The 20,580-nt window shown below is 73.3% G+C and carries 17 protein-coding genes; 12 read left to right on the top strand and 5 right to left on the bottom strand.

Going from position 1 to position 20,580, the window contains the following annotated elements; translation table 11 throughout:
- Positions 1 to 62 precede the first annotated feature (62 nt).
- Entirely contained in the window at positions 63 to 935 is an 873-nt protein-coding gene (locus tag ACFU5G_RS20185) for a general stress protein (protein ID WP_377248773.1), read from the bottom strand.
- 72 nt (positions 936 to 1,007) lie between these two features.
- Here ACFU5G_RS20185 and ACFU5G_RS20180 point away from each other — a divergent pair, with 72 nt between their 5' ends.
- Both ACFU5G_RS20180 and ACFU5G_RS20175 read left to right on the top strand, forming a co-directional pair.
- Positions 1,008 to 2,327 (top strand): magnesium transporter MgtE N-terminal domain-containing protein, encoded by a 1,320-nt coding sequence (locus ACFU5G_RS20180; RefSeq protein ID WP_377248770.1) that lies wholly within the window; start codon positions 1,008 to 1,010, stop codon positions 2,325 to 2,327.
- The gene (locus tag ACFU5G_RS20175) at positions 2,320 to 2,844 is read left to right on the top strand and encodes a DUF1003 domain-containing protein (RefSeq protein ID WP_377248767.1); all 525 of its coding nucleotides are present in this window, start codon (positions 2,320 to 2,322) and stop codon (positions 2,842 to 2,844) included. Before ACFU5G_RS20180 ends, ACFU5G_RS20175 begins: the two co-directional genes overlap by 8 nt.
- Here the strand turns inward: ACFU5G_RS20175 and ACFU5G_RS20170 are convergent.
- Positions 2,799 to 4,700 carry a hypothetical protein gene (locus ACFU5G_RS20170; RefSeq protein ID WP_377248764.1) on the bottom strand — a complete coding sequence of 634 codons (1,902 nt, stop codon included), beginning with the start codon at positions 4,698 to 4,700 and terminating at the stop codon, positions 2,799 to 2,801. The genes ACFU5G_RS20175 and ACFU5G_RS20170 overlap by 46 nt on opposite strands.
- 105 nt (positions 4,701 to 4,805) lie before the next feature.
- Between ACFU5G_RS20170 and ACFU5G_RS20165 the strand changes: the two genes are divergently transcribed.
- A complete protein-coding gene (locus tag ACFU5G_RS20165) occupies positions 4,806 to 5,945 on the top strand; it encodes an Mrp/NBP35 family ATP-binding protein (RefSeq protein WP_377248761.1) in 1,140 nt (379 codons plus the stop codon).
- Here ACFU5G_RS20165 and ACFU5G_RS20160 read toward each other — a convergent pair.
- Complete coding sequence (locus tag ACFU5G_RS20160; protein WP_377248758.1) at positions 5,932 to 7,155, bottom strand: DUF418 domain-containing protein; 1,224 nt, start codon at positions 7,153 to 7,155, stop codon at positions 5,932 to 5,934. The genes ACFU5G_RS20165 and ACFU5G_RS20160 overlap by 14 nt on opposite strands.
- A 123-nt stretch (positions 7,156 to 7,278) precedes the next feature.
- On the opposite strand from ACFU5G_RS20160, the gene ACFU5G_RS20155 reads away from it, so the two are divergent.
- The 9 genes from ACFU5G_RS20155 (at position 7,279) to ACFU5G_RS20115 (ending at position 19,053) form a co-directional block, all read left to right on the top strand.
- Positions 7,279 to 8,058 carry a MarR family transcriptional regulator gene (locus ACFU5G_RS20155; protein ID WP_377248755.1) on the top strand — a complete coding sequence of 260 codons (780 nt, stop codon included), beginning with the start codon at positions 7,279 to 7,281 and terminating at the stop codon, positions 8,056 to 8,058.
- 142 nt (positions 8,059 to 8,200) lie between these two features.
- A complete protein-coding gene (locus tag ACFU5G_RS20150; protein WP_377248752.1) occupies positions 8,201 to 9,190 on the top strand; it encodes an NAD-dependent epimerase/dehydratase family protein in 990 nt (329 codons plus the stop codon).
- Positions 9,191 to 9,242: 52 nt separating this feature from the next.
- Entirely contained in the window at positions 9,243 to 10,379 is a 1,137-nt protein-coding gene (locus ACFU5G_RS20145) for a Fic family protein (RefSeq protein WP_377248749.1), read from the top strand.
- Between the two features lie 132 nt (positions 10,380 to 10,511).
- Complete coding sequence (locus ACFU5G_RS20140; protein ID WP_377248746.1) at positions 10,512 to 12,461, top strand: glycosyl hydrolase 53 family protein; 1,950 nt, start codon at positions 10,512 to 10,514, stop codon at positions 12,459 to 12,461.
- Between the two features lie 35 nt (positions 12,462 to 12,496).
- Positions 12,497 to 14,572, top strand: a complete 2,076-nt coding sequence (locus tag ACFU5G_RS20135) for a beta-galactosidase (protein ID WP_377248743.1) — start codon at positions 12,497 to 12,499, stop codon at positions 14,570 to 14,572.
- Positions 14,573 to 14,657: 85 nt separating this feature from the next.
- Positions 14,658 to 15,890: a galactokinase gene (gene galK, locus ACFU5G_RS20130; RefSeq protein ID WP_377248740.1), complete on the top strand. Its 1,233-nt coding sequence runs from the start codon at positions 14,658 to 14,660 to the stop codon at positions 15,888 to 15,890.
- A 159-nt stretch (positions 15,891 to 16,049) separates the two neighbouring features.
- The gene (locus tag ACFU5G_RS20125) at positions 16,050 to 17,126 is read left to right on the top strand and encodes a secretion protein HlyD (protein ID WP_377248737.1); all 1,077 of its coding nucleotides are present in this window, start codon (positions 16,050 to 16,052) and stop codon (positions 17,124 to 17,126) included.
- The gene (locus ACFU5G_RS20120) at positions 17,123 to 17,872 is read left to right on the top strand and encodes an ABC transporter ATP-binding protein (RefSeq protein WP_377248734.1); all 750 of its coding nucleotides are present in this window, start codon (positions 17,123 to 17,125) and stop codon (positions 17,870 to 17,872) included. Before ACFU5G_RS20125 ends, ACFU5G_RS20120 begins: the two co-directional genes overlap by 4 nt.
- The gene (locus ACFU5G_RS20115) at positions 17,869 to 19,053 is read left to right on the top strand and encodes an ABC transporter permease (protein ID WP_377248731.1); all 1,185 of its coding nucleotides are present in this window, start codon (positions 17,869 to 17,871) and stop codon (positions 19,051 to 19,053) included. Before ACFU5G_RS20120 ends, ACFU5G_RS20115 begins: the two co-directional genes overlap by 4 nt.
- Here the strand turns inward: ACFU5G_RS20115 and ACFU5G_RS20110 are convergent.
- Positions 19,050 to 19,874, bottom strand: coding sequence for an exodeoxyribonuclease III (locus ACFU5G_RS20110; RefSeq protein WP_377248728.1), 825 nt, complete (start codon positions 19,872 to 19,874; stop codon positions 19,050 to 19,052). The two genes, ACFU5G_RS20115 and ACFU5G_RS20110, sit on opposite strands and share 4 nt — an antisense overlap.
- Before the next feature lie 47 nt (positions 19,875 to 19,921).
- Positions 19,922 to 20,404, bottom strand: a complete 483-nt coding sequence (locus tag ACFU5G_RS20105) for a VOC family protein (RefSeq protein WP_377248725.1) — start codon at positions 20,402 to 20,404, stop codon at positions 19,922 to 19,924.
- Between the last annotated feature and the right edge of the window lie 176 nt (positions 20,405 to 20,580).

The following is a 20,580-nucleotide window of genomic DNA, read 5'->3' as shown; positions in this document are numbered from 1 at the left end:
GGTTGACTGACCGGTCTCAAGGCAACCGACCGAAGTCAGTGCCAGCGCCCGAAGCCTGAGTGCTACTTCTGGTCGTCCGACGGCGGCGCGTACGGGTTGCCCTGGTGGAGCTTCGGAGCGTCCTCGGCCTCGGCCGGCGGGTCGGACGGGTTGTCCGACGGCGGGACCGGCGGCTGGGCCGGGGCGCCCTCGGCACCCGGGGCAGCCGGGGCGTCCGACGGCGGGACCGGCGCATCTGCCGGGGCCGCCGCACCAGCACCAGCACCAGCACCCGCACCCGGGCGCATCGCGCCGTACCGGGGCTCACCGGACGGCGTGACCCAGCGGGGGTCCGGCGTCCGGGGCGCGGCGGGCGCCGTCGGCGCGGCCGCAGGTGCCTGTGCCGCCGGGGCAGCGTGCTGCGCCGGCGTGGCCGGGACCCCGACCGAGGCCGTGCCGCGCGCCTTGCCCAGGCCGCTCGGGGACTGCACCAGCAGGGCCCGGGCGTCGCTCGCGTGCTCGTGGGCGCAGAGGATCGCGTACGTCGCGGCCACGATCTGCGACGACGACGTGAAGTCGCGCCGTCCGCCCGTGAACGCGTAGGACAGGATCGAGAAGAGCAGGCCGAAGCCGGCACCGAGCGCGATGCCGGCCAGCATGACCTGGAAACCCGACGAGGCCGAGAAGAGCGTCAGCAGCAGGCCGACGAAGAAACCGAACCACGCGCCCGAGAGGGCGCCCGCGAGCGCCACCCGCCCGTAGGTCAGGCGTCCGGTGACCCGCTCGACCATGCGCAGGTCGGTGCCCACGATGGTGACGTTCTCGACGGGGAACTTGTTGTCGGAGAGGTAGTCGACCGCTTTCTGCGCCTCCAGGTAGGTGGAGTACGCGGCGACCTCGTCACCGGCCGGCAGGGTCGGGACCTTCGGGACGGCACCCGGGCGAGACATGCTCATGCTCATAGTCTCCCCTACCTGGACCATAACGGCGAGGAGCGACGCCCCCACGCGGGTCGTAGGCTGACCAGCGTGAGCGCCAGCACCAGGGTTTTCGTCGCACGTCTGGCCGGGACCTTGGTCTTCGACCCGATCGGGGACCAGGTGGGCCGGGTCCGTGATGTCGTCGTGCTGGTCCGGGCCAAGGGGGCGCCGCGGGCGGTGGGGCTGGTGGTCGAGGTCCCGGGCCGGCGTCGGGTGTTCCTACCGCTCACCCGGGTGACCAGCATCGACGCGGGTCAGGTGATCAGCACCGGCCTGGTGAACATGCGGCGGTTCGAGCAGCGGGCCATGGAGTCGGTGGTGCTGGGCGAGCTGCTGGACCGGCGCGTGCAGCTCAAGGACGGTTCGGGCGAGGTGACGATCGAGGACGTCTCGATCGCGCAGCAGCGCACCGGGGACTGGCTGGTGGACCAGCTGTTCGTGCGGCGGCGCTCGGCGCGGGGTTCGGCCCCGTTCCGGCGCGGTTCCACCCTGACGGTGCCGGTGGACGCGGTGCAGGACCTCACCAGCCGGTCGCCCGAGCAGGGCGCGGCGCGGCTGCTGGAGGCCTACGAGGACATGCGTGCGGCGGACCTCGCGGACGTGATCCGCGACCTGGGCGCGGCGCGCCGGCTGGAGATCGCGCTCGCGCTGGACGACGAGCGGCTGGCGGACGTGCTGGAGGAGCTCCCGGAGGACGCGCAGGTCTCCATCCTGTCGGGCCTGGACCGGGACCGTGCGGCCGACGTCCTGGAGGTCATGGAGCCCGACGACGCCGCCGACCTGCTGAACGAGCTGCCGGACGAGCAGGCGGCCCAGCTCCTGAACCTGATGGAGCCGGACGAGGCGGCCGACGTGCGGCGGCTGCTGGAGTACGCCGAGGACACGGCGGGCGGCCTGATGACGACGGAGCCCGTGATCCTGGGGGCGGACGACACGATCGCGACGGCCCTGGCCCAGATCCGGCGCAAGGAGCTGCCACCCGCGCTGGCCTCACTGGTCTTCGTGGTGCGGCCGCCGCTGGAGACGCCGACGGGGCGGTTCCTCGGCGTCGCGCACTTCCAGCGGCTGCTGCGGGAGCCCCCGCACGCGGCCGTGGCCTCCATGCTGGACACGGAGACCGAGTGGCTCACGCCCGACGCGTCGGTGGGTCAGGTGACGCGCCTGCTCGCGGCATACGACCTGCTCGCCCTGCCGGTGCTGGACGCGCAGCGCCGGCTGCTGGGGGTGGTCACGGTCGACGACGTGCTGGACCACATCCTCCCGGACGACTGGCGCGGCAGCGACGACGAGCGGATGGAGGCGATAGCCGCGCAGTCCGCGCCGTCGACCCGCCGGGCTCCGACGCGACGGGGGGCGAACCGTGCCTGACCGTCTCGACACCCCGCTCGCGCAGCGGCGCGGCCTGGTCCCCCGGTTCCGGCTGGACGAGGACGCCGTCGGCAAGGCCACGGAGGCCATCGCCCGGTTCCTCGGCACGCCGCGGTTCCTCATCTACCTCACGGTGTTCTGCCTGCTCTGGCTCGCGTGGAACATCTGGGCCCCGGAGGACCTGCGGTTCGACAGCGCGGCCAACGGGTTCACGGCGCTCACCCTGATGCTCTCGCTGCAGGCGAGCTACGCCGCGCCGCTGATCCTGCTGGCGCAGAACCGGCAGGACGACCGCGACCGCGTCACCGCGGAGCAGGACCGGCAGCGCGGCGAGCGCAACCTCGCCGACACCGAGTACCTGGCCCGGGAGATGGCGGCGCTGCGGCTGGCCCTGTCGGAGGTCGCGACGCGCGACTTCGTGCGCTCCGAGATCCGCAACCTCCTGGAGGAGCTGGACGAGAAGGAGCGCGGTCAGGGCTCCACGTCGTCGTGGAGCACCACGCGCGACAGCTCGTAGGTGCCGCCCGGCAGCTTCCAGTAGTGCAGCCGGCGGGCCGACGGCGTGTTGACCTGCAAGGACACTCGCCAGCACACCGCGCCGTCGTCCCGGTGCCGGACCGGGTCGTCGCCGCCCGCGCCGGTGCGCAGGCGGTGCACCTGCAGGCCGTTCATGTCCTGCGCCAGGCCGGTCAGCACCATGACGAGCGTCCAGACGACCCGGTCCCGGCTGATGCCCTCGACGTCGGTCAGCGACGCGAGGAACCGGGGCCCGAGCGTGTACCCCGCCAGGGGGCGGCCGGCCTTCTCGGCCGCGGGGATGGCGCGGGCCCACTCGGTCAGCACCTCGAACCGGAGCTGCTCCTCGTCGTCGGTGAAGTACCGCTCCTCGGGCACCTCCACGCCGGCGTCGCCCAGCCGGTGGCGCAGGCGCGCCGCCTCCTGCCGGGCCTTGCGCAGGGCCGTGGCCTGCTGCTCCGCCCGGCGTTCGCTGCGCTCGAGCCGCTCGGTGAGCTCGCCGACGCGGCCCAGCAGGCGGTCCACCTCCAGCTCGACCTGGTGCCGCCGCACCTTGTCGTCCAGGAGGTCCTTCTCGAGCGACGCCACCCGGGACCGCGCGGCGTCGAGGGACAGGCTGAGGTCGCGGGCGGCCTTGCCGGCCGGCTCCGGTTCCGACGTCGTCGGTGAGGGCAGAGCGTCCTGGGCGCCGGCGTGGAAGGCGGCCACGTCGCCGGGGGTGGGCTTGCGCGGGCCGCCGGGCTGACCGTTGGCCGGGGCGGGGACCGCCGGTGCCGGGCGCAGACCGAACAGGTCGGCGGGCGTGGGGCGTCCGGCGGGACCGATCGACCCCAGCACCACGGGCCCGGCGATCCGGGGCAGCTCCGGCCCGGGCTCGGGCTCCGGCTCCGGCGGCTGGAGCCACGGCGGCCCGCCGTCCAGCAGCGCGATGGCGGGGAGCGGCTCGTCCTGGGACTCGTCGACGTCGTCCAGCCGCAAAGCCAGGCCGTCGAGCGGGGCGGGCACGCGGCGGGCGGCGATCACCTCGCCCTTCGTGAAGAGGTCGCCCAGCAGGTCCAGGTCGTTGCCGGTGATCTCCGCACGGCGCACCCGCACGTGCACGCCCGGCGCCAGGGCGATGCGCACGGCCTCGTCCTCGACGCTCTCGACCCGGCCCAGCACGACCTGACCCACCCGGTAGGCGGCGTGCACGGCCCGCCGCAGGGCGGCGACGTCGGGCAGCATGCCGCGGACGTCGAGGAGGCGGCGCGCCGGGTCGAGCGCCCCCGTGACCCGCATGCCCGGGGCGAGCACGCGCGCGAGGGGGACGTCGGCCAGGACGAGCTCCTCGGCGACGGTGGCCTGGCCGCCGTCGTCGGTGCTGACCAGGGCGCGCGTACCGAGCACACCCAGAACCGTGCCCTCGACGGGCGTCGCGCCGGGGGCGGTACGGGCCGCACCGACGATCCCGGCGCGCACCGCGAACCGCATCACGTCGCTGACGAGGCGGTCGCGCACCCGCGCGTCCTCGTCGCTCGAGTAGGCGAAGTGCAGCGGCGAGCGGCGCGGCTGGTGCACCCACTCCAGGTCGGTGCCGTAGACCCGGGACGCGCCGCCGTAGACCTGCGTGTCCGGCGGCATGCCGGACGAGAACTCCCAGGACACGTCGCCCGTCGGGATGACGACGACCTCGGCGAGCCCGGCCACGTCGTCGAGCACGCGCTGGGGGTCCACGAAGGGCGCGTCGTGGCCGGCCGGGGTGGAGATCACGACCACGGGCCAGGGCCGGCCCTGGCGCTGGAGCTCGGTCGCGAGGTCGCGCGCCTGGCCCTCCGAGGCGACATGCCGAACTCGCGCTGGGACGCGTGGCTCGGTCATGGGGGCCTCCTCACCCTTGGTGGTGACGCAGCGTACCGTTACCAACTGACGGGCACTGCAAGGACCCCGGCGTGGGCCGGTCCGGGGCCCGCCTAAGATCGATTCATGACCTCAGTCGACTCCCCCACGCTCGAGGCTCGTGTGCGCGACGCACTGACCGGCGTGCTCGACCCCGAGATCCGGCGGCCCATCACCGACCTGGGCATGGTCCGGTCGGTCTCGGTCGACGACGGCGGGGCGGTGACCGTTGGCGTGGACCTGACCGTCGCGGGCTGTCCGATGAAGTCGACGCTGGTCAAGGACGTGACGGCGGCGGCGACGGCGGTCGAGGGCGTCGCCGGGGTCGACGTCGACCTGGGCGTGATGACGGCCGAGCAGCGCTCGTCGCTCCGTTCGAAGCTGCGCGGCGGCGCGGGCGACCCAGTGATCCCGTTCTCGCAGCCGGGCTCGATGACCAAGGTGTTCGCGGTGGCGTCCGGCAAGGGCGGCGTGGGCAAGTCGTCGGTCACGGCGAACCTCGCGGTGGCGCTGGCCGCCGACGGCCTGTCGGTCGGCGTGATCGACGCCGACATCTACGGCTTCTCGATCCCCCGCATGCTGGGCGTGGACCGGCAGCCGACACGGGTCGACAACATGCTGCTGCCGCCCATCGCCCACGGGGTCAAGGTGGTCTCGATCGGCATGTTCGTGCCGAAGGGCCAGCCCGTCGTCTGGCGCGGGCCCATGCTGCACCGGGCGCTGGAGCAGTTCCTCGCGGACGTCTTCTGGGGCGACCTCGACGTGCTGCTGCTCGACCTGCCGCCCGGCACGGGCGACATCGCGATCTCGGTGGCGCAGCTGCTGCCGTCGTCCGAGATCCTCGTCGTCACGACGCCGCAGGCCGCCGCCGCCGAGGTCGCCGAGCGCGCCGGGTCCGTGGCGACCCAGACGTCGCAGGGCGTGGTCGGCGTGGTCGAGAACATGTCGTGGCTGGAGCAGCCCGACGGCACCCGGCTGCCGATCTTCGGCGAGGGCGGCGGCGAGCAGGTCTCGGCGCGGCTCACCCAGGTGATCGGCAAGAACGTGCCGCTGCTCGGCCAGGTGCCGCTCGACGTCGCCGTCCGTGAGGGCGGGGACGGCGGCACGCCGGTCGTGCTCGCCGACCCCGACTCCCCCGGCGCGAAGGTGCTGCGCGAGGTCGCCTCCGCGCTGGCCACCCGCAAGCGGGGGCTCGCCGGGATGCAGCTGGGGATCAACCCGGCCTGACGCTGGTCCGGCGCCCGTAGGCGAGCCTCCGGACCAGCAGCTCCGCGGGGCCCGCCCGGCCCGCGCGCTCCATGGCGCCCGCGGCGACGACGGAGAGCACCCAGACTCCGATCGCGACGGCCGCGGCCCCCGCGAACGACACGGTGTCCGCCAGGCCGAGCGTGAACGGGTAGAACAGCGCGAGCCAGACCAGCGACTGCGCGAGGTAGAACGTGAGCGAGCGGCGTCCGAGCGCGGCCAGCGCCGTCGTGAGAGGGCCCGGCGCGGCGGGTCCCGGCATGACGGGGCTGCCGGCCTGCGGGCCGGGCGCGACGTCGGGCGTCCGGCGGGCCACCAGGATCCCGACGAGCGCCGCGAGCCCGACCCCGCCCGCACAGCCGCCCAGCGTGTGGAGGATGGCGAGCGCCCAGCCCGTGGCCGACGACGCCGGTACCCAGAACCCGGCCACGACGAGCGCCTCGGGGAGCCGGGTGACCAGCGCGACGAGCAGCAGGATGACCGCGGCCCGGCGGAGCAGGGCGGCGTGGGCCTGGGGCTCGTCCAGGTAGTGGCGGCGCGCCGCCCAGATGCCGAAGAGCATGCCCGGCACCACCACGATCACGCTGAGGACGGTCTCGGGCAGCCAGCCGGGCAACCCGGACACGACATGGGTGGCGTAGTCGGCCGACATGTACGGCGCCATGCCGGACGGCTCGCCGGACAGCTCGGCGGCCACGGCACGCTGGTAGGTCCAGCCGATCAGCGCGACGCCGAACGGGAGGGTGACGGCAGCCGTCCACAGGAGCACGCGGTCACCGGCGGTGACCATGGCCGCGAGGAACAGCAGGGCGAACCCGTAGGTCGCGACGATGTCGACCGGCACGAGCAGCGCGTAGTGCGCCAGCCCGACGCCGACCAGCACGATCCCCCGGCGCCGCAGGAGCCGGCGGGTCTCGACAGGCCCGGTGCCGCGGGCCTCCTGCCGGTACAGGAGCTGGCCCATCGCGTACCCGAACAGGACGATGAACATCGAGCGTGCCTGGTTCTCCGCGAGCAGGGACCGGAGGAGCTCCGCGACCGTGTTCACGGTGGTGGGCGCGCGGTCGCTCACGAACCCCGGGGCGTGCGCCAGCGCGATGAGGAGCAGCATGAGGCCGCGCGCGACGTCGGGGGCGAGCGCCCGGGAGAGGCCCGCCTGTCGCGGGCCTGCGGGCTTCGGTAGTGCGGTCACGTCGTTCCTCTCACGTGCTGCCGGGCGTTGCGTTCACGGCAGCATCAACTGCTGACCCTGGCTGCGGCCAGCGGCTACGGTGGATCGTTGCGACCGCCGGACGACCAATGCACCAGGAGCGATGTGACCGGAGCACGCCTGAACCGGAGCGAGCGCGAGCGGGTCGCCGCCGGCCTGGCAGCGGGGCTCGACTACGCCGAGATCGCGCGGCGGCTCGGTCGGCCGACGTCGACCGTGACCCGTGAGGTCGCGCGCAACGGCGGGCCGGACGGGTACGTCGCCGACGACGCGGAGGCGGCGGCCCGCGAACGGGCCCGGCGCCCGCGCACGACCCCGCCGGCCGTGCCCGAGCCGGACCCTCGAGCCGCCTTCCTGGAGGAGTTCGCCGAGAACGTGGTGTCCACGGGCGTGCCGCGGACGACCGCCCGGGTGCTGGTGCAGATCCACTCGTCCGACCACGGGTGCACCGCCGCCGACCTCATCGCCGAGCTGGGGGTCTCGAGGGCCGCAGTGTCGAACGCGGTGGTGTACCTCGACGGGCTGCGGCTGATCCGGCGGGAGCGGGAACCGGAGACCCGCCGTGAGCGCTACGTCGTGGGCGACGACGTCTGGGCGACCTCCTGGAACGAGAGCGTCGACGCCAACGCACGCTGGGTGGCGAACACCACCCGGGGCGTCGAGGTGCTCGGCCCGGACACCCCGGCAGGGATCCGGCTCGCTCGGGCCGCGCGGTTCTTCACCGCGGTCCACGAGACGATGTCGGCGGGGCCGTGGCCGCTGGCGACCGGTGAGGCCGCGGCGGTCCTCCGGGCGCTGGCGCGGGCGGGAGTGCCGGTCACGGCCGACCAGCTCCGGAGCGTGCTGACGCCGGACCAGCGGGCGGTGCTGCGTCGTCGGGCGTGACGGGACGGTCCGGGATGCTCCTGGCGGCTCTACGAGCAGCCCCTCCTGCCGCAGCCTCGGCCCATCCCGACTACGCCCACCGAAGATTCGCCAGCAGCAGATCCGCGTGCCTCGCCGCCCCGGATGCGGTTCGGTGGGCACCATGCGAATCCTGGTGCTCGGTGGAACCGTCTTCCTGTCCCGCGCGGTCGCGGCGGCCGCCCTGGCCCGCGGCCACGACGTCGTGTGCGCGGCCCGCGGCGTGAGCGGCACGGTGCCCGACGGCGCCACGCTGGTGCGCTGGGACCGCGCCGACGAGGTCCCCGCAGCACTGGCTGAGGACCCGTTCGACGCCGTCGTCGACGTCTCCCGCATCCCCTCGCACGTGCGCCGCGCGGTCGCGGCCTTCCCGGACGCCCACTGGACGTTCGTGTCGACGGTCAACGTCTACTCTGACACCGCCACGGTGGGCGGCACCCCCGCCACCCTCCCGCTCCTGGACCCGGTCGAGACCGACGAGGACCCGGCCTCCGGCCCGGAGGTCTACGGCGCGATGAAGGTGGCCTGCGAGAACATCGTCCGCACGGGCGCGGCGGCGGCCCTCGTGATCCGGCCCGGCCTGATCGTCGGGCCGGGCGACCCGAGCGGCCGGTTCACCTACTGGCCCGCCCGGTTCGCGGAGGCCGCGGAGGACGGCCTGCCGGTGCTCGTCCCCGAGCCCGTGGACGACCCCGTCCAGCTCGTCGACGTCCGCGACCTCGCGGAGTGGATCGTGACGGCGGCGGAGCAGGGCACGACGGGCGACTTCGACGCCGTCTGCCCGCCCGTGCCCCGGTCGGAGCTGCTGGCCGGGGTGGCCGACGGCGTCGGCGCGGACCCGAAGCTGGTCGCCGTCGCGCCCGAGACCCTGACGGAGCACGAGGTGGCGCAGTGGGCCGGGCCGCGGTCGATCCCCTTCTGGGTCGCGGACCTGGTCGAGGGCGGGTTCATGACCCATGACGTCACGTCCTCGCTGGCGGCGGGCCTGCGGATCCGGCCATTCGCCGAGACCGCCCGCGACACCGTCGCCTGGCTCCGCGCCACGCCGGACGCCAAGGTCACGGGCCTCACGCGGGACGAGGAGCAGGAGGTGCTGGCCGCCGTCCGGGGCTGAGCGTCGACACGACGCGTTGACGCAATGATTGCGTCATTACTAAAGTAGCGACATGCTCTTCCCGACCCCTGCGCTCTCAGACGCCGACCGCCGCGTCCTCGACGACATCGACCGGTCGCGCGAGCAGCTGCGCCTGCAGGTCCGGTCGACTCCCACGAAGTGGACCGACGGCCTGCGGCGCTTCCTCACCGCCGACGCCGTCGCCGCCTCGAACTCGATCGAGGGCTTCCGCGTCTCGACCGTCGACGCGGAGGACCTCATGGAGGGCGAGCGCGACGTCGATGTCTCGGAGGAGAACCGCGACGAGACGTTGGCCTACCAGCGGATGATGACCTACATCCAGTCGCTGCACGACGCACCGGACTTCGGCTACAGCAAGGGCCTGCTCAACGGTCTCCACTGGATGCTGCAAGGACACCACCACACACCGGCTCGACCGGCCGGCCAGTGGCGCAAGGGCTCGGTGTACGTCACGGATACCCGCGACCCGAGCATCGCCGTCTACACGGCACCCCCGGTCGAAGAAGTCCCGGGTCTCATGTCCGAGCTCGTGGACTGGCTCAACGACGAGGACTCGACGCACGCCGTCGTCCGCGCCGCGATGGCACACCTGCATCTGGTGTCGATCCACCCCTGGTCGGACGGGAACGGCCGGATGTCGCGCTCGCTGCAGACGCTGGTGACGGCCCGGGCGGGTGTGCTCGCCCCGGAGTTCTCGTCGATCGAGGCCTGGCTGGGCCGCCCCGGGAACACCTGGGAGTACTACCGGCAGCTCGGTGCACGAGGGGCCACCTACCTTCCCGACCAGGACGTCTCCGAGTGGGTCAGGTTCAATCTCGTGGCGTCTCATCAGCAGACCCAGTCGGTCCATCTGAGGCTCGAAAGGTCCACCCGCGTACTCCAGCACCTCGACACGTTCGTGGACTCACTGGGCTTGAGTCCACGGGTCGTGAGCGCGCTGCACGACGTCGCGCTCTCGGGACGGGTGCGCAGGAGCCGGTACGAACACTCAGAGCACCTGCAGGTCCAGCAGGCACAACGCGACCTGCGGGAACTCGTGGCGGCACGAGTGCTGGAACCGGTGGGCCGGACGCGCGCCCGTTACTACGTCGCGGGCGAAACGTTCCCGCAGGAGGCACGGGAGGTGGCCGGCACCCCCTTCACGCTGACGGACCCGTACGAAAGGTAGCCGCCGGGCGGCTCACCACGAACGACGTCGGGAAGCGTATTCCCCCGCACGCGCCGAGGACCTACCGTTGTGCCGGGTACTCCGGACGAACGTCCCACCCGGGCCGTTCCCGACCTGGACAAGGAAGTCCTCATGACGCACAGCACACACCGGCGGCGCGCCCTCGCGGGCAGCGCCGCCCTGGCCGTCGCGCTGACGACGGCGGGCCTCGCGATCGGGCCCTCGGCTGCGGGCTACGGCGAGGCCGTGATCGAGCCCGTCGAGACCGACCTGGCCGGCAAGGACTGGGTCACAACCCACGCCACCAGCAACGATGCTGACTCCGGCCGGGCGACGGACGGCGACGAGAGCACCGTCTGGACGCCGTCGGGCCGCACGGCGCACGGCAAGAGCACGAAGGACCAGGCCCTCACCCTCGACCTCGGCGGCGCCTACGACGGCCTCCACAAGATCGAGGTGGTCCTCGCGGACGCGACGCCCGCCCGCTACGTCGTCGAGGTATCGCGCGACAGGAAGCGGTGGGTGACCGTCGCCGATCATCACGACGGCCGCAGCGGCGCGGCCGGCACCACTGCCCTGCTCGACCGCGACGGCACCCGCTACGTGCGCGTCCGGTTCACCGACCCCGCCGCGGCCAGGGACACCAGGAACGGCGTCGCCGAGGTCCACGCCTACAACTACCTGCGCGACGACCTGAAGCTCGGCGCCGACCTCTCCTACGCGGACCAGGAGCGCGACCAGCCCTACTACCTCGACGCCGAGGCGGCCCTGGCCGGCGAGCCGGACCCCGGCCCGCGCCTGCTCGACGTGGTCGAGGACCGCGGCATGGAGCACCTGCGGCTGCGGATCTGGAACGACCCGCGCGACGAGACCACCGGCGTCGAGACCGACCCGGCGTACCAGGGGCCCGAGCGCTCGCTGACGGTCGCCCGCGAGATCGTCGACCGCGACATGAGCCTCGGCATCGACTTCCACTACGCCGACAGCTGGGCCGACCCGAGCAAGCAGCCCAAGCCGCGCGCCTGGGCCGAGCTGCCGTTCGACGAGCTCACCGGTCAGGTGCACGACTTCACCGCGGACTACCTGACCCAGCTGCGGGAACAGGGCACCGTCCCGGCCAAGGTCGCGGTGGGCAACGAGGTGATCAACGGGTTCCTGTACGGCAGCGAGGCGCGGATCATCGGCACCACCGCGCCCCAGTACTTCACGGACCAGGCCGACGTCTACCAGTCCCAGCCCGGCGGCGGCCTGCTGTGGGACTACTGGCGCAGCACCGACCCGGAGGAGCAGCGGCTCTACACCGAGCAGTGGGACCGGTTCGCCACGCTCATGGCGTCCGGCATCGACGCCGTGCGCGAGGCGTCGCCGGAGTCCGAGGTCGAGATCCACGCGATCGTCGACACGGGCCGCCTCGACAAGACCATGGAGTTCTGGACCCAGCTCCTGACCCGCCTGGAGGCCGCCGACGCCACCCCGGACGTGCTGGCCCTGTCCTACTACCCCGAGTGGCACGGCAGCCCCGAGGAGCTCGAGCACAACCTGCACACCATCGCGGACGCTTTCCCGGACTACGCCCTCGACGTCGCCGAGACCGCCTACCCCGCGGAGAGCTGGCCGCCCGGCGACCCGACGCCGCTGCCCAACTCGCCGTTCCCCGTGACCGTCCAGGGCCAGGCCGACGCGATCCAGCGCGTCTTCCAGGCCGCGAACGACGTGCCCGGCAACCGGGTGCAGGGCGTGCTCGTGTGGGAGCCCGCGAACTGGCAGCCCATGTTCACCTGGGTCGAGACCGGCTCCGGCTGGTTCCCCGAGGCCAACGCGTCGCTCGACGTCTTCCACGACAGCGACGTCACGCACGTGCTCCAGGACGACGTCCGCGCGGTCGCCCGGACCGGCGACGACGTGCGGCTGCCCCGCACCGTCGGCGTCCTGTCGCCGGGCGAGGGCCGGCCGGGCCGCACCGCCGTCGACTGGCAGGCCGTGCCCGACGGCGCGACCGCCGTCCCGGGCACGTACACCGTCACCGGGACGACGGAGTACGGTCCCGTCACGGCGACGGTTCGCGTGCTGCCCGGCCGTTGACCGAGTTCCACCAGATACACCCTGAAAGGACCCTCATGCCTCAGACCTCCAGCTTCACCCCCGGACCGCGGTTCGACGGCTGGCTGACCGGCGTCGACCAGATCAGCTACGGCGGCGACTACAACCCCGAGCAGTGGCCCGAGGAGGTCTGGGCGGAGGACGTCCGGCTCATGAACGAGGCGGGCGTGAACCTCGTCAGCCTCGGCATCTTCAGCTGGGCGCTGCTTGAGCCGCGGCCGGGCGAGTTCGACTTCGGCTGGCTGGACCGCATCATCGGGCTGCTGCACGACGGCGGCATCCGGATCCTGCTCGCCACGCCGACGGCGGCCCCGCCGGCCTGGCTGTACGCGGCCCACCCGGACGCCCGGGTGGTCGACCGGGACGGCACGCCGATGGGACCGGGCGGCCGCGGGCTCATGGCGCCCACGGCCCCCGCCTACCGGGAGGCGGCGCTACGCATCACGCAGGCCCTGGCCGAGCGGTACGGCAAGCACCCCGCGCTGGCCGGCTGGCACGTGCACAACGAGTACGGCGCGCCGGTGGCGCTGGACTACTCCGTGCACGCCCAGCGCGCGTTCCGCGAGTGGCTGCGCGAGCGGTACGGCTCCCTCGACGCCCTGAACGCCGCCTGGGGCACGGCCTTCTGGGGTCAGCACTACGCCGACTGGGAGCACGTCCAGGTCCCGGCGGCCGCCCCGGAGGCGGTCAACCCCGCGCAGCAGCTCGACTTCGCCCGGTTCTCGGACGCCGCCCTGCGGGCCTGCTTCATCGCCGAGCGCGACGCCGTCCGCGAGCACTCGACAGCCCCGGTGACCACGAACTTCATGGCCGCGAGCTGCCCCTGGACGGATCTGTTCGCGTGGGGCAAGGAGGTCGACCTGGTCTCGAACGACCACTACCTCCGGGCCGCCGACCCGCGCGGGTACGTGGGGCTGTCGCTGGCCGCCGACCTCACGCGATCCGTCGCGGGCGGCAAGCCGTGGCTCCTGCTGGAGCACTCGACCTCCGCCGTGAACTGGCAGCCGCGCAACGTGGCCAAGCGGCCCGGGGAGCTGGCCCGCAACTCGTTCGCCCACCTGGGCCGCGGCGCGGACGCGGTCATGTTCTTCCAGTGGCGCGCCTCGCGCTCCGGCGCGGAGAAGTTCCACTCGGCGATGCTCCCGCACGCAGGCACGGCCTCGCGCGTGTGGCGCGAGGTCACCGAGCTGGGCGCGAACCTGGGCCGGCTCACCGAGCTCCGCGGCTCCCGCGTCCGGGCCGACGTGGCCCTGGTCTGGGACTACGAGTCGTTCTGGGCGCAGGACCTGGAGTTCCGGCCCAGCGAGGGCGCGCGGCACCGCGAGCGCGTCGACGCCTACTACGACCGGCTCTGGCGGGACGGCCACACGGTCGACCTGGTCCGCCCCGGGCAGGAACTGTCGGGGTACAAGCTGGTCGTCGCCCCGGCGTCGTACCTGCTCTCGGCCGAGGACGCCGCCAACCTCACCGCCTACGTCGAGGCCGGCGGCTCGCTGCTGGTGAGCTACTTCAGCGGCATCGTCGACGAGCACGACGCCGTGCACCCGGGCGGCTTCATGGCCCCGCTGCGCGACGCGCTCGGCGTGTGGGTGGAGGAGTTCCTGCCGCTGCGCGCCGACGACGCGCTCACCGTCGCCTACCGGGCCGGGGCGGCGGGGGCCGGCGCCGCGACCAACGACACCACCGACCTCACGGGCACGGTCTGGGCCGACGACCTGGTGCTGGACGGCGCCGAGCCCGTCGGCACCTACACCGACGGCCCCAAGCCGGGCGGCGCGGCCATCACCCGGCACCGGCACGGCGCGGGCACGGGCTGGTACGTGTCCACCGCGCTCGACGTCGACGCGCTGTCCACGGTCATGGCCGACGTGTACGCGGGCGCGGGCCTGGCGCCGTCGGGCACCGTGGACGGGCTGGAGGTCGTGCGCCGGCACGGCGACGGCGCCTCCTGGACCGTCGCGATCAACCACACCGACGGCGACGTGAAGCTGCCGCTGGGCACGCACGCCACGGATCTGCTCACCGGCCAGGAGGTCGTGGGCGACGCCGACGTGCCCGCCGGAGCGGTCCGCGTGCTGCGCCAGGAGGCCTGAGCCCGCGTCCCGATCCTGAGCGCGCCGGTCTCGCTGCCTGACCGGCTGGTGGGGCCGGCGCGCTCAGGGGGCAATAATCAGGTACGTGACCACCATCAACTGGCTCGAGGCCTGGAGCGCCGAGGACGGCGCGCGCCGGGTCGACGAGCTCTTCACCCGTTCGTTCGACGGCTCCCCCGAGGGCGTCTGGTCCGCCCCTGGGCGGGTCAACCTCATCGGCGAGCACACCGACTACAACGCCGGGCTCTGCCTGCCCACGGCGCTGCCGCACCGCACCTACATCGCGCTGCGCCCCCGCGAGGACGACCTGGTCCGGCTCGTGTCGGCGCAGGCCGAGGGCGTCTGGGAGGCCCGCCTGTCCGACGTCGCGCCCGGCGCCGTCGAGGGCTGGGGCGCCTACGTCGCCGGCGTCGCCTGGGCCCTGGCCGAGGCCGGGCACAAGGTCGGCGGCTTCGAGGCCGCCGTGGACTCGTGCGTACCGTTCGGGGCCGGCCTGAGCTCCTCGGCCGCCCTGGAGGCCGCCGTCGCCGTGGCGCTGGACGCCGTGACGGGCCTCGGCCTGGTCGCCTCCGACGCCGGGCGCGCCGAGCTGGTCGACGTCACCCGCCGCGCGGAGAACGAGATCGCCGGCGCGCCCACCGGCGGGCTCGACCAGTCGGCGTCGCTGCGCTGCCGCGAGGGCTACGCGCTGCTGCTCGACTTCCGGCCGGGCCTCAAGCCGCTGGAGTCGGGCGTGCCGGTGCCGTTCGACCTGGACACCGCCGGCCTCACGCTGCTGGTCGTCGACACCAAGGCGGAGCACTCGCACGTCTCCGGGGAGTACGGGGCGCGCCGCGCCTCGTGCGAGCAGGCCGCGGAGCTGCTGGGCCTGGAGTCGCTGCGCGACATCGCGCCGACCCTCGGCGGCATGGGCATCGACCGGGCGCTGGCCGAGCTCGAGCCCCACGACCCCGACGGCGTGCTGCGCCGTCGCGTGCGGCACGTCGTGTCCGAGATCGACCGCACCGCGCGGTTCGCCGATCTGGTGCGCGAGGGCCGCGCGGCCGACGTCGGCCCGTTCATGGTCGCCTCGCACGTCTCGCTGCGCGACGACTACGAGGTCTCCTGCCGCGAGCTCGACCTGGTGGTCGACTCGGCCATGGCGGCGGGCGCCCTCGGCGCGCGCATGACGGGCGGCGGGTTCGGCGGCAGCGCCATCGCGCTGGTCCGCCTGTCCGACGTCGACACGGTCGCCCAGGCGGTCGCCGACGCGTTCGCCGAGGCCGACCTGACGGAGCCGGTGTTCCTGCTGGCGCCGCCGTCGGCCCCGGCGGGCTGAGCACCGCCCCACCCGACCCGGCGCAAGGGCCCCGCACCGTCAGGTGCGGGGCCCTTCCTCGCAAAGGCTTGGCTTCACCCCGTACTTTCATCCCCTCCGGGGCGGTAACTGCATTAATGTCCAGCAGGCCGCCACCCGTCCCCGCCGCGAGGAGCCCCCGTGGGTGCTGTCCGCCAGTACGTCTTCCCCACCGCCCGGATCATCATCTGGGCCGTGATCGCCGCCGCGCTCGTCGTCCTGGCGCTCAAGGGCGCCGAGCTCGACCCACCGGATGCGCTGCAGCCCACGGGCGAGATCACCGAGGCGGTGATCCCCGTCGAGAAGGGCTCCGTCACCAACGCGGTCACCGTGCCCGCGTCCGTGGTCACCGACCCGCCGGTCGAGATCAAGGCCACGGCGGACGGCGTGATCGCCAAGATCGAGGTCGACGACGCGAAGGTCGGCAAGGACACCCGCGTCCTGTGGATCAAGAGCGAGGAGCTCGTCGACCCGGTGGTCGAGGTCGACGAGGAGACCGGCGAGGAGACCGTCACCGAGCAGGAGCCGAAGGTCACCTGGACCTCGGCCCTCGCCCCGGTCGCCGGCACGGTGGACATCACGGTGCTCAAGGACCAGGCGGTCACGGTGGGCGAGGTCATCGGCACCGTCTCCCCCGGCACCCTGTCCGTGTCGGGCACGCTGACCGCCGACCAGCAGTACCGGCTGGTCGGGGCCACCGGCAAGGCGCAGGTGACGCTCAAGGGCGGGCCCGCGCCGTTCACCTGCACCGGGCTGACGATCGGCGAGGCGCCCGCCGGCGACTCCGTCGGCGGCGAGGACGTCATGGGGGGCGCCCCCGAGGCCGCCACGGGCGCCGTCCACTGCTCCATCCCGCGCAAGGTCAAGGCGTTCTCCGGCCTGGGCGCCGAGATCGAGATCACGAACGGCAACGCGAAGGACGTCGTCGTGGTGCCGATCTCCGCGGTCCTCGGCACCTCCCAGACCGGCCAGGTGTGGACCGTCAAGGAGGAGGGCGCCGAGCCCGAGCCCCGCGACGTGACCCTGGGCCTGACGGACGGCCTCCAGGTCGAGGTCACCAAGGGCCTCAAGGCCGGCGAGCAGATCCTGGAGTTCACACCCGTCGACGACGGCACGGAGGGCGGCGTCGACTGCTCGGACAGCGCCGCCTACGACCAGGCGTCGATGGACGGCGACATGGATACCATGCAGGCGTTCGAGGAGGAGTGCTTCGGATGACCGGCACCCCGCTCGTCCACCTGCAGGGCGTCACCCGGCACGTGGAGCTCCCGGACGGGAGCACGCTGGAGATCCTCCGCGGGGTGGACCTGACGGTCGGCTCCGGTGAGCACGTGGCGATCGTGGGCCGCTCCGGCACCGGCAAGTCCACGCTGCTGAACATCCTGGGCCTGCTCGACTCCCCCACCTCCGGCGAGTACCTCCTGGAGGGCGAGCCCGTGGGCCGGCTGCGCAGCCGGGCCCTGGCCCGGCGCCGGGGCGACGACTTCGGCTTCGTGTTCCAGCAGTTCAACCTGCTGCAGGGGCGGACGGCCCTGGAGAACGTGGCCGCGCCCCTCCTGTACGCACGCGGCAAGCCGTTCTGGAACCGCACCCGGCTCGCCGCGCAGTCCCTCGAACGCGTCGGGCTGGGCGAGCGCCTCGACACGCGCCCCGAGAAGCTGTCCGGCGGCGAGCAGCAGCGTGTCGCCATCGCCCGCGCCCTGGTTCGCGGGCCGCGCGTCATCCTCGCCGACGAGCCGACCGGCGCCCTCGACGTCGAGACCGGGCAGGCGATCATGACGCTCCTCGACGACGCCGCGAGCGAGACCGGGGCCGCACTGGTGACCATCACGCACGACCTCGCGATCGCGGCCCGCGCCGACCGGCAGTTCCGCCTGGCCGACGGCGTGCTGGTGCCCATCCACCTCGACGCGCCCGCGGCCGTGGCCGAGACGGCGCCCCAGTCCGCCGGGTTCCCCGCATGACCGGCATCGTGGGCGCGATCGTCGAGGCCTGGGACGAGCTGCGGATCCACAAGGTCCGTGTCCTGCTCGCACTGGTCGGCGTCGCCTGCGCCGTCACCGCGATCACCGGCATCACGGCCGCCGTGACGATGTTCGGGCAGGCCATGCAGGAGCAGAACGAGCGCATGTCGGGCCGCGACACCACGCTGGAGGCGTGGTCGATGGGGCCGGTCGAGGGCGGGATGACGCCTGCCGAGATCGATACGGCGGTCGACGACGTGGCCGAGCGGCACAAGATCTCGTACCACTCCGTGCGCGCGACGATGGATCTCGCGGTGCGCGGCGGGGACAGCGGGGCCTACGCGGAGTGGTCGGCCGTCGACGTCGACAGCGGGACCATCACCCGCCAGGACCTCGAGGGAGGCCGCTGGTTCACGGAGTCCGACGCCGAGCGGCTGGCCCCGGTGCTCGTGGTGAACCAGGCCTTCCTGGACGCCTACGCCGGGGGCGCCCCCGTGACGACGCACCCGAAGGTCGTGCTCGAGGGCGAGTCGCCCGTGGCCGCCACCGTGATCGGCGTGGTGCCCGTGCAGTGGAACGACGAGGGACCGCGCGCCATGATGCTGTTCGACCAGGCCGTGCGCTGGTTCCCCGACCGGGTGATGGCCGACAGCTACCGGTTCTGGGTGCCGCCGGAGCTCGCCGACCGGTTCGCCGAGGTGCTGCCCCGCGACCTGGCGGCGGCGGGCGTCCGGTTCGACGTGCAGCAGCCGATGGCCGACGCCGTGGTGATCGACCGCGTGCTGCAGTACCTGGTGCTCGGCGTGGGCGGCTTCGCGCTGCTGCTGGGCGGCCTCGGGCTGCTCAACATCGCGCTCGTGACGGTGCGCTACCGGATCCGGGAGATCGGCATCCGGCGGTCCTTCGGGGCCACCAGCGGGCGCGTGTTCTTCGGCGTGCTCATGGAGTCGGTGGTCGCCACCACCGTGGCAGGCGTCGTCGGCGTGGTGATCGCGGTGGCCGTGATCAAGAACATCCCGATCGACCGCATCTTCGGCCGGCCGCTCGACGACCTGCCCGGCTTCCCGTTCGACGCCGCCCTGGTGGGCATGGCGTGCGCCGTCGGGATCGGCGCCCTGGCGGGGCTGATCCCGGCGATCTACGCCGTGCGGGTCAAGGTGATCGACGCGATCCGGTACTAGAGCTCGTAGGTCGCCACGACCGGGGCGTGGTCGCTCCAGCGCTCCGCGTACGTGGGCGCGCGGTCCACCTCGACCTTGCGGCAGGCGCCCGCGAGCGCCTTGTTGGCGAGCTGGTAGTCGATGCGCCAGCCGGAGTCGTTGTCGTACGCCGCGCCCCGCCACGACCACCACGTGTACGGGCCGGGGCCGTCACCGGCGTGGTGGCGGCCCAGGTCGGTCCAGCCGTGCTCGTCGAGCCAGCGGGTCACGTAGGCGCGCTCCTCGGGCAGGAAGCCGGCGCTCTTCTGGTTGCCCTTCCAGTTCTTGATGTCGGCGTTCTGGTGGGCGATGTTGAGGTCGCCCGCCACGACGGCCGGCGTCGGCGTCTCGGCAAGCTCCGCCAGGCGCGCGGTCACCTTCTCCAGGTACGCGTACTTGGCGACCATCGTGTGCTCCTGGCCCGGGTTGGTCGACCCGGAGTGCAGGTAGGCGGAGATCGCGGTGAACGTGCCGCCGTCGGGCAGGCTGATGTCAGCCTCGACCCAGCGGCCGGTGTCGGCGCCCTCCTCGGCGGCACCGTCCGGGCCGTGGGCCGCGAGGCCCGTGCGGACCTCGCCGAGCGGCAGGCGGGACGCGACGAGCACCCCGGCGCGGCCCTTGACCTCGCTCTCCGCGTGCGCGACGTGCCAGCCGTCGAGCAGCTCGCGCGCCAGCTTGTCGGGTGCGCGCACCTCCTGCAGCAGCAGTACGTCCGGGGTGCGGGTGGCGATCCAGGACTCCATGCCGCGGCGGACGGCGGCTCGGATCCCGTTGACATTGGCGGTGGCGACGATCAGGGGCACCGGGGCAGCCTAACCGGAGCCCCTGACACGCCCCGATCACGGTCAGGTCAGGCGCCGTCGTGCGCCGCCTGCAGGGCCGCGACGTCGATCTTGCCCATCTGCAGCATGGCGTTCATCGTGGCGATCTCGGCGGGCGTCGTGTACGAGCCGCTGAGCCGCTCGAGCTCCTTGGGGATCACCTGCCAGGACACCCCGAACCTGTCCGTGCACCAGCCGCACGCGCCGGGCTGGCCGCCGTCGGCCGTCAGCACGTCCCAGTAGTGGTCGACCTCCGCCTGGCCCTCGACCAAGAGGTAGAACGAGAACGCCTCGTCGAGCGTGCGGTGCGGTCCGGCGTTCAGGCCGATCACGGGCTGCCCGGCCACGGTGAACTCCACGACGAAGTCGGTGCCGGCCTCGGCGCCCGGGGCGTTCTCCGGGGCCTTGACCACGCGCTCGATGGACGAGCCGGGGATGTGCTCGGCGTAGAAGGCGGCGGCCTCGCCGGCCTTGTTGTTCCCGAACCAGAGATGGGTCCGAACGCTCACCATGATGTCCTCCTGAGTCGGTCGGGGCCGCAGCGGCCCCGTCATCAACTCTTCAGACGCGGAGCCGCCCCGCAACTCATCGCCGGTAGGTTCACCCGCCCGTACTCTCTGCGATCGCACCGCGTCGAACGTAGGAATGGTCGCTCTCTCAGTGCTGAGAGCCCGACCATTCCTACGTT

The sequence above is a fragment of the Promicromonospora sp. NPDC057488 genome (assembly GCF_042802395.1).
GTDB lineage: Bacteria > Actinomycetota > Actinomycetes > Actinomycetales > Cellulomonadaceae > Promicromonospora.
This window is presented reverse-complemented; position numbering and strand designations above follow the sequence as displayed.

Coding starts and splice junctions, on each gene's coding strand:
- ACFU5G_RS20150 (WP_377248752.1), top strand. CDS start 8,201: ATGCGAATCCTGGTGCTCGGTGGAACCGTCTTCCTGTCCCGCGCGGTC.
- ACFU5G_RS20170 (WP_377248764.1), bottom strand. CDS start 4,700: ATGACCGAGCCACGCGTCCCAGCGCGAGTTCGGCATGTCGCCTCGGAG.
- ACFU5G_RS20145 (WP_377248749.1), top strand. CDS start 9,243: ATGCTCTTCCCGACCCCTGCGCTCTCAGACGCCGACCGCCGCGTCCTC.
- ACFU5G_RS20140 (WP_377248746.1), top strand. CDS start 10,512: ATGACGCACAGCACACACCGGCGGCGCGCCCTCGCGGGCAGCGCCGCC.
- ACFU5G_RS20185 (WP_377248773.1), bottom strand. CDS start 935: ATGAGCATGTCTCGCCCGGGTGCCGTCCCGAAGGTCCCGACCCTGCCG.
- ACFU5G_RS20135 (WP_377248743.1), top strand. CDS start 12,497: ATGCCTCAGACCTCCAGCTTCACCCCCGGACCGCGGTTCGACGGCTGG.
- ACFU5G_RS20165 (WP_377248761.1), top strand. CDS start 4,806: ATGACCTCAGTCGACTCCCCCACGCTCGAGGCTCGTGTGCGCGACGCA.
- ACFU5G_RS20105 (WP_377248725.1), bottom strand. CDS start 20,404: ATGGTGAGCGTTCGGACCCATCTCTGGTTCGGGAACAACAAGGCCGGC.
- ACFU5G_RS20115 (WP_377248731.1), top strand. CDS start 17,869: ATGACCGGCATCGTGGGCGCGATCGTCGAGGCCTGGGACGAGCTGCGG.
- ACFU5G_RS20120 (WP_377248734.1), top strand. CDS start 17,123: ATGACCGGCACCCCGCTCGTCCACCTGCAGGGCGTCACCCGGCACGTG.